Source organism: Streptomyces lonarensis (assembly GCF_012033735.1).
GTDB classification, from domain to species: domain Bacteria; phylum Actinomycetota; class Actinomycetes; order Streptomycetales; family Streptomycetaceae; genus Streptomyces; species Streptomyces lonarensis.
This window is the reverse complement of the sequence record NZ_JAAVJD010000041.1, coordinates 25,638-31,637: the sequence shown is the minus strand read 5'-3', so window position 1 is coordinate 31,637 and position 6,000 is coordinate 25,638. Positions and strand designations below refer to the sequence as shown.

At 71.9% G+C, this 6,000-nt stretch carries 5 protein-coding genes; all 5 read right to left on the bottom strand.

Features of this window, described 5'->3' with window-relative positions:
* Window positions 1-378 precede the first annotated feature (378 nt).
* Window positions 379-948 carry an adenine phosphoribosyltransferase gene (locus tag HCN56_RS08300; RefSeq protein ID WP_167968851.1) on the bottom strand — a complete coding sequence of 190 codons (570 nt, stop codon included), beginning with the start codon at window positions 946-948 and terminating at the stop codon, window positions 379-381.
* Window positions 945-2,108 (bottom strand): protein translocase subunit SecF, encoded by a 1,164-nt coding sequence (gene secF / locus HCN56_RS08295; protein ID WP_167968850.1) that lies wholly within the window; start codon window positions 2,106-2,108, stop codon window positions 945-947. The genes HCN56_RS08300 and secF overlap by 4 nt, the downstream gene beginning before the upstream one ends.
* 1 nt (window position 2,109) lies before the next feature.
* Entirely contained in the window at window positions 2,110-3,954 is a 1,845-nt protein-coding gene (gene secD / locus HCN56_RS08290) for a protein translocase subunit SecD (RefSeq protein WP_376770855.1), read from the bottom strand.
* Between the two features lie 117 nt (window positions 3,955-4,071).
* Window positions 4,072-4,596 carry a preprotein translocase subunit YajC gene (gene yajC / locus HCN56_RS08285; protein ID WP_167968849.1) on the bottom strand — a complete coding sequence of 175 codons (525 nt, stop codon included), beginning with the start codon at window positions 4,594-4,596 and terminating at the stop codon, window positions 4,072-4,074.
* Between the two features lie 242 nt (window positions 4,597-4,838).
* On the bottom strand, window positions 4,839-5,885 hold the full coding sequence (ruvB, locus tag HCN56_RS08280; protein ID WP_167968848.1) for a Holliday junction branch migration DNA helicase RuvB: 1,047 nt from the start codon (window positions 5,883-5,885) through the stop codon (window positions 4,839-4,841).
* Window positions 5,886-6,000: the final 115 nt, after the last annotated feature.

Here is a 6,000-nt window from a genome sequence, read left to right as displayed (position 1 = left end):
GGCGCGGACCCGGGCCTGCTCGCCCTGGGGCCGCCCGGCGGGGGTGCGCGGTGTGGGCTCGTCTGGCAAGTGCACTCCCGGGAGACGATCGGACTGCCATGGTAGCGACCGCGGGGCACGCCCGGCCCGTCCGACGGGGCTGGCCGGGCGCCTGCGCGGGCCGGTTCGCCGCCCGGCGGGACGGCGTGTCGCGCCGGGTGTCCGGGCATGTGCGGGGCGTTCCGGAAGGAGGCGTTCCCGGTCAGCGGCGGGCCGCACGGCGGAGAGAGTGACGGGCCGGTCCGGACGCCCCGCTCCGGACACGCCGAGGGGCGTGCGACCGATCGGTCGCACGCCCCTCGGCGGCTCGCACGGACCGGCGACTGCGCCGGCCCCGGCTCACACGGTGATCAGCGACTCCAGCGGAGTCCCGTCCAGGGTCTCCAGCAGCCGCTCGCGACCGCCGAGGAACCCCAGCTCCAGCAGCACGGTGACGCCCACGACCTCGGCGCCGGTCCGGCGGATCAACCGCACCGACGCCTCGGCGGTGCCGCCGGTCGCCAGCACGTCGTCGATGACGAGCACCCGGTCCCCGGGGCCGGTGGCGTCGGCGTGGAGCTCCACCTCGGCGGTGCCGTACTCCAGCTCGTAGCTCTCCCCCACCGTCTCGCCGGGCAGCTTCCCCGCCTTGCGGACGGGGACGAAGCCGACGCCGGCCCGGAGCGCGGCCGGGGCGGCGAGGATGAACCCTCGCGCCTCCAGCCCCGCGACCGCCGTGGCGCCGTGGCGCGTCACCGCGGCGGCCAACGCGTCGGTGAGCACCGAGAAGGCGCGCGGGTCGGCCAGCAACGGGGTGATGTCCTTGAACACCACGCCCGGCTTGGGGTGGTCCGGGACGTCCCGGATGCCGTTGAGGAGCAGCTCGCGGTCACCGCCGGCCAGCGGAGCCGCTGTCTCCACCCCGCTCATCGGCGCTTCCCCGACGGGCGGCCGCGGTTGCGGCCGCGGGAGACGGGCTGCCGGCGCTCGACGGTGACCTGCCCGGTGGCGGCGGCGTGCGCCGCGGCGTCCGCCTCCTCCTCCGTGCGGTCCTCGCCGCCCTGGCCGGGCAGCCCGCTCTTGGGCTGGCCGGCGGCCGGCGACGGCGCGCTGCCGCCACGCTCCGCGCGCTTGGCCAGGACGTTGCGCTCGTGGCCGCGGATGGCCGGGTCCCGCAGCTTGAAGTCCACCACCACGGGGACGGCGATGAACAGCGAGGAGTAGGTGCCGGCGATCAGGCCGACCAGCAGCGGCAGCGCGATGTCCTTCAGCATGCCGCCACCGAGCAGGCCGGTGCCGATGAACAGCAGCGCCGCCACCGGCAGCGCACCGGTGATGGAGGTGTTCATCGAGCGCACGATCGTCGCGTTGACGGCCTGGTTGCTGAGTTCCCCGTAGGTGAACCGGGACTGCTTCTCCAGGTCCGCCGTCTTCTCCTGCGCCTTGTCGAAGACGACCACGGTGTCGTAGATCGAGTAGCTGAGAATGGTCAGCAGACCGACCACCGTCCCCGGTGTCACTTCGAATCCCGCCAGGGCGTACACCCCGATGGTGATGATCAGGTCGAAGAGCAGGGCGACCATCGCCGCCAACGACATGCGCCACTCGAAGGTGATGGCCAGGTAGACGCAGACCAGGACCATGAAGATGATCATGCCCTGGAATGCCTTCTCGGTCATCTGCTCGCCCCAACTGGGGCCGACCAGCTCCGCGTCCACCTGCTCGACCGGGACGCCCGCGGCGTCGGCGATCGCGGCGCGCGTCACGTCGGACTGCTCGGTCTCCAGGTCGGTCACCTGGATGCGCAGCGCCCCGCTGTCGCCGACGGTCTGCACCCGCGCTTCCTGGTCGACGGTCTCGCGGACGACCTCCCGGGCCTCTTCCACCGTCAGTGAACTGCTGTCCGGTGTGTTGTAGACCGCGCCGCCCTGGAACTCGACGCCGAGGAAGAGTCCGCGCACCCCGAGACCGGTCAGGGAGACGATGACGAGCAGGACGGAGATGGCGTACCAGAACTTCCGCTTGCCGACGAAGTCGTAGGCGGTCTCGCCACGGTACAGCCTGGCGCCGAGCGTGCTCAGCCGTGCCATCTCATGCCTCCTTCGGTTCGGCGGGGACGGTGGTGGGGCGGCGTGTGGAGCGCCGGATGGGCGGACGGGCGCCCAACCGCTTCGGGTCGAGCCCGGACCACTTGTGCCCCTTGGCGAAGAACGGCCGACGCGCGGCGAGCGTGACCAGCGGCTTGGTCAGCAGGAACACGATGATGAGGTCCAGCGCCGTCGTCAGGCCGAGCACGAAGGCGAAGCCCTGCACCGAGCCGACGGAGACGAGGAACAGCACGATCGCGGCCAGGAAGGAGACCACGTCGGAGACGACGATGGTGCGGCGCGCACGGGGCCACGCCCGCTCGATCGCGGCGCGGACCGGCCGGCCCTCGCGCACCTCGTCGCGGATGCGCTCGAAGTAGATGATGAACGAGTCCGCCGTGATACCGATGGCGACGATGGCACCGCAGATGGCGGGCAGGCTCATCGCGAACCCGATGGCCGGACCCAGCAACGTCATGATCGCGTAGGTCAGGTAGGCCATGGCGGCGAGGCTGATGATCGCCACCAGCGAGAGCGCCCGGTAGTAGTACAGCAGGTAGCCGAAGACCAGCAGCAGCCCGATGCCGCCCGCGATCAGACCGGCCTTGAGCTGGTCACCGCCGAGCGAGGCGGAGATGGTGCTGTAGTTCCCCTCCTCGAAGCTGATGGGGAGGGCGCCGAACTTCAGGATGTTGGCGAGCTCCCCGGAGGACTCCTCGTCGAAGGTGCCGGAGATGGTGGCCGAACCGCCCGCGAGCCGCTCGCTGACGCGGGGCGCCGAGACGACCTCGCCGTCCAGCGTGATCGCGAACTGGTTGCGCGGCTGCATCTGGGTACGCAGCTCGTTGGTGATGTCCGCGAACTTCGTCGCGCCCGCGGAGTTGAACTCCATGTTGACGATCCAGCCCTGTCCGGACTGGTTGTCGTAGACGGAGTCGGCGGAGCTGACGTCGGTGCCGGGGACCGCGACCGGACCGAGCTCGTACTTCACCAGGCCCTCGGAGTCACAGGCCACGATGGCTTCCTCGTCGCCCATGGCCGCGTTCTCGTTGCTGCTCGCGAGCCGCGCCTCGACGGTGGTGCAGTCCAGCTCGGCGAGCTGGGCCCCGAGACCACCGGGCTGCTCGGCGCCGTCCTCGGTGGACTCGGCGGGCTCCTCCTCGGTGGACTCCTCGTCGGCGGGCTCCTCGGTGGAGTCGTCCTGGGTGCGGAAGGCCGCCTGGGTGGCGCCGGTCACGGCGCCGGGGGCGGAGAACTCGGGGAGGCTGTTGTCGCTCGACCCGGTGCCGTCGGACCCGGTGCCCTCTTCGGACTCCTCGCCCTCGGGGTCGTCCGAGGGGGTGTCCGCGCCCTCGTCGGTCTCGGCCTCCTCCTCGGCCGGCGGCTCCTCCTCCTCGGGAAGCTCCTCGCCGGGCTGCCCCACCATCTGGGCATCCAGGACGGGACGGAAGCCGAGCTGCGCGGTCGTGCCGACCTGCTCGCGCGCCTGCTGCTCGTCGGTGCCCTGGGGGATGTTGATGATGATGTTGCGGTCGCCCTGCGCCTGCACCTCCACCTCGGAGACACCGAGGCCGTTGACACGGCGCTCGATGATGTCCACGGCGGTGTTGAGGTTGGTCGAGTTGACCGCGCCCTCGTTGCGGGCGTCGGACGTGGCGGTGAGTGTGATGCTCGTGCCACCGGCGAGGTCGATTCCCAGCCGGGGGGACTTCTCCCCGGAAAGCAGCATGCCGCCGGTGAGCATCACGGCGAGCAGCAGGATCAGGAGGAGCGCGCGGCCGGGCTTGGCCTGCGTGGACCTGAATTCCTTCTTCTGGGAAGACCTGAGGCCCTGGTTGGGTCCAGCCACCTTTTCGTCTCTCTCTGTCCAACGGCACCGCGCCCGGTGGTGGCGGCACGGTTCACGGGATGAATGGGCATGACCTACGGCACTGACGCCGGCCCGCGAGCCGGCGTCAGTGTGCGGTCAGGGCTTGGACCCGTTCTCGCCGTCGCGGGCGGACCCCGGGGACTTGGTGTCCTCGGTCCCGGTGGACGGGGCGTCCTGCGAATCGGTGCCCTCGGGCTTCGGGGTGCCCTCGGCGTCGCCGTCCTTCTCGAGGCCGATGCGGCGCTCGTCGGAGGCGTCACGCTCGTCGTCGGTGCCGGTCAGCGAGGAGGCGTCGTCGGGAACCACCGGGGCGTCCTCGGCGTCGTAACCGTCGTCACCGTTGAGGATGCGCTCGTACTCCTCGGGCTCCAGCACCGCGCCGATGGCGTTCTTGGCGAACAGCAGCTGCGAGCCGTCCTCGGACTCCAGCAGGACGGCGTCCTCGCGGACCTCGACGACCATGGCGTAGAGACCGCCGATCGTACGGACACCGGTGCCGGGTTCCATGGAATTGCGCATCTCCATAGCCTGGCGCTGCTTGTTCTTGGCCGATCGGGTCATGAGAAGCATGACACCGATGAGCAGGATGAACGGAAGAAGAAGTTCCACGGCGGAGGACATTCCTTAGCGCGGCCGAGCGTCGAGCGTTCGACCTGGTCTGGGGTGGGATCACCACTCGTCGGGGGTGGCGTCGGCGCAGTCTAAGCGAGGCTTCACCAGGGGAACAACGTCGCGGACACACGCCGGGGTTCCCGAAGCGCGATCGTGTTACCACCGTGGCCGGGAAGTCGCCGGGCCGCGACCTCCGCGGCCGCCACCGCCCGCCCGTCCTCACCGTGCGACGGGCGGGCGCCGCCGCCGGCTCAGCCGCCGAAGAGACCGGGCTGCCCGGCCTGCTGCGCGGGCGGTGTCAGACCGAGATGCGCCCAGGCGGCCGGGGTGGCGACCCGGCCGCGGGGCGTCCGGGCGAGCAGCCCCTCCCGGACGAGGAACGGCTCGGCCACCTCCTCCACCGTCTCGCGCTCCTCCCCCACCGCGACCGCCAGGGTCGACAGCCCGACCGGCCCGCCGCCGAAGAGCTTCAGCAGCGCCTCCAGCACCGCGCGGTCCAACCGGTCCAGCCCGCGCTGGTCCACCTCGTAGACCTCCAGGGCGCGCGAGGCCGTCTCCTGGCCGATGGAGCCGTCCGCCTTGATCTGGGCGTAGTCCCGGACCCGACGCAGCAGCCGGTTGGCGATCCGGGGGGTGCCGCGCGACCGCCCAGCGATCTCGGCGGCTCCGGCCGGGTCCACCTCCACGTCCAGCAGGCCGGCGCTGCGGTGCACGACCCGCTCCAGCTCGGCCGGCGCGTAGAACTCCATGTGCGCCGTGAAGCCGAACCGGTCACGCAGCGGCGGAGGCAGCAGCCCGGCGCGGGTGGTGGCGCCGACGAGGGTGAAGGGCGGCAGCTCCAGCGGGATCGCGGTGGCCCCCGGTCCCTTGCCGACGATGACGTCGACGCGGAAGTCCTCCATCGCGATGTAGAGCATCTCCTCGGCCGGCCGCGACATGCGGTGTATCTCGTCGAGGAAGAGGACCTCTCCCTCCTGGAGCGAGGAGAGGATCGAGGCGAGGTCCCCGGCGTGCTGGATCGCGGGGCCGGAGGTGATCCGGATGGGGGCGCCCATCTCGGCGGCGATGATCATCGAGAGCGTCGTCTTGCCGAGACCGGGCGCCCCCGACAACAGGACGTGGTCGGCGGTGGCGCCGCGCTCCCGCGCGGCCCGCAGCACCAGGTCGAGCTGCTGGCGGACCCGCTCCTGGCCGATGAACTCGCCGAGCTGGCGCGGGCGGAGCGCGGCCTCGACCGCGCGGTCCTCGCTGTCGGCCTCGTGGTCGACGAGCCGCTCCCCGCCGGGTTCCGCGCTCATGCCGGCACCCCCCGGCAGGGGCGGGCGGCCGGTGGGGAGGTGCGGATCATCGGGGTTCCTCGGGGCTCGGCGGTCGGGAGGTGACGGTGGCGGACGGCTGCGGGCGGGGCGCACG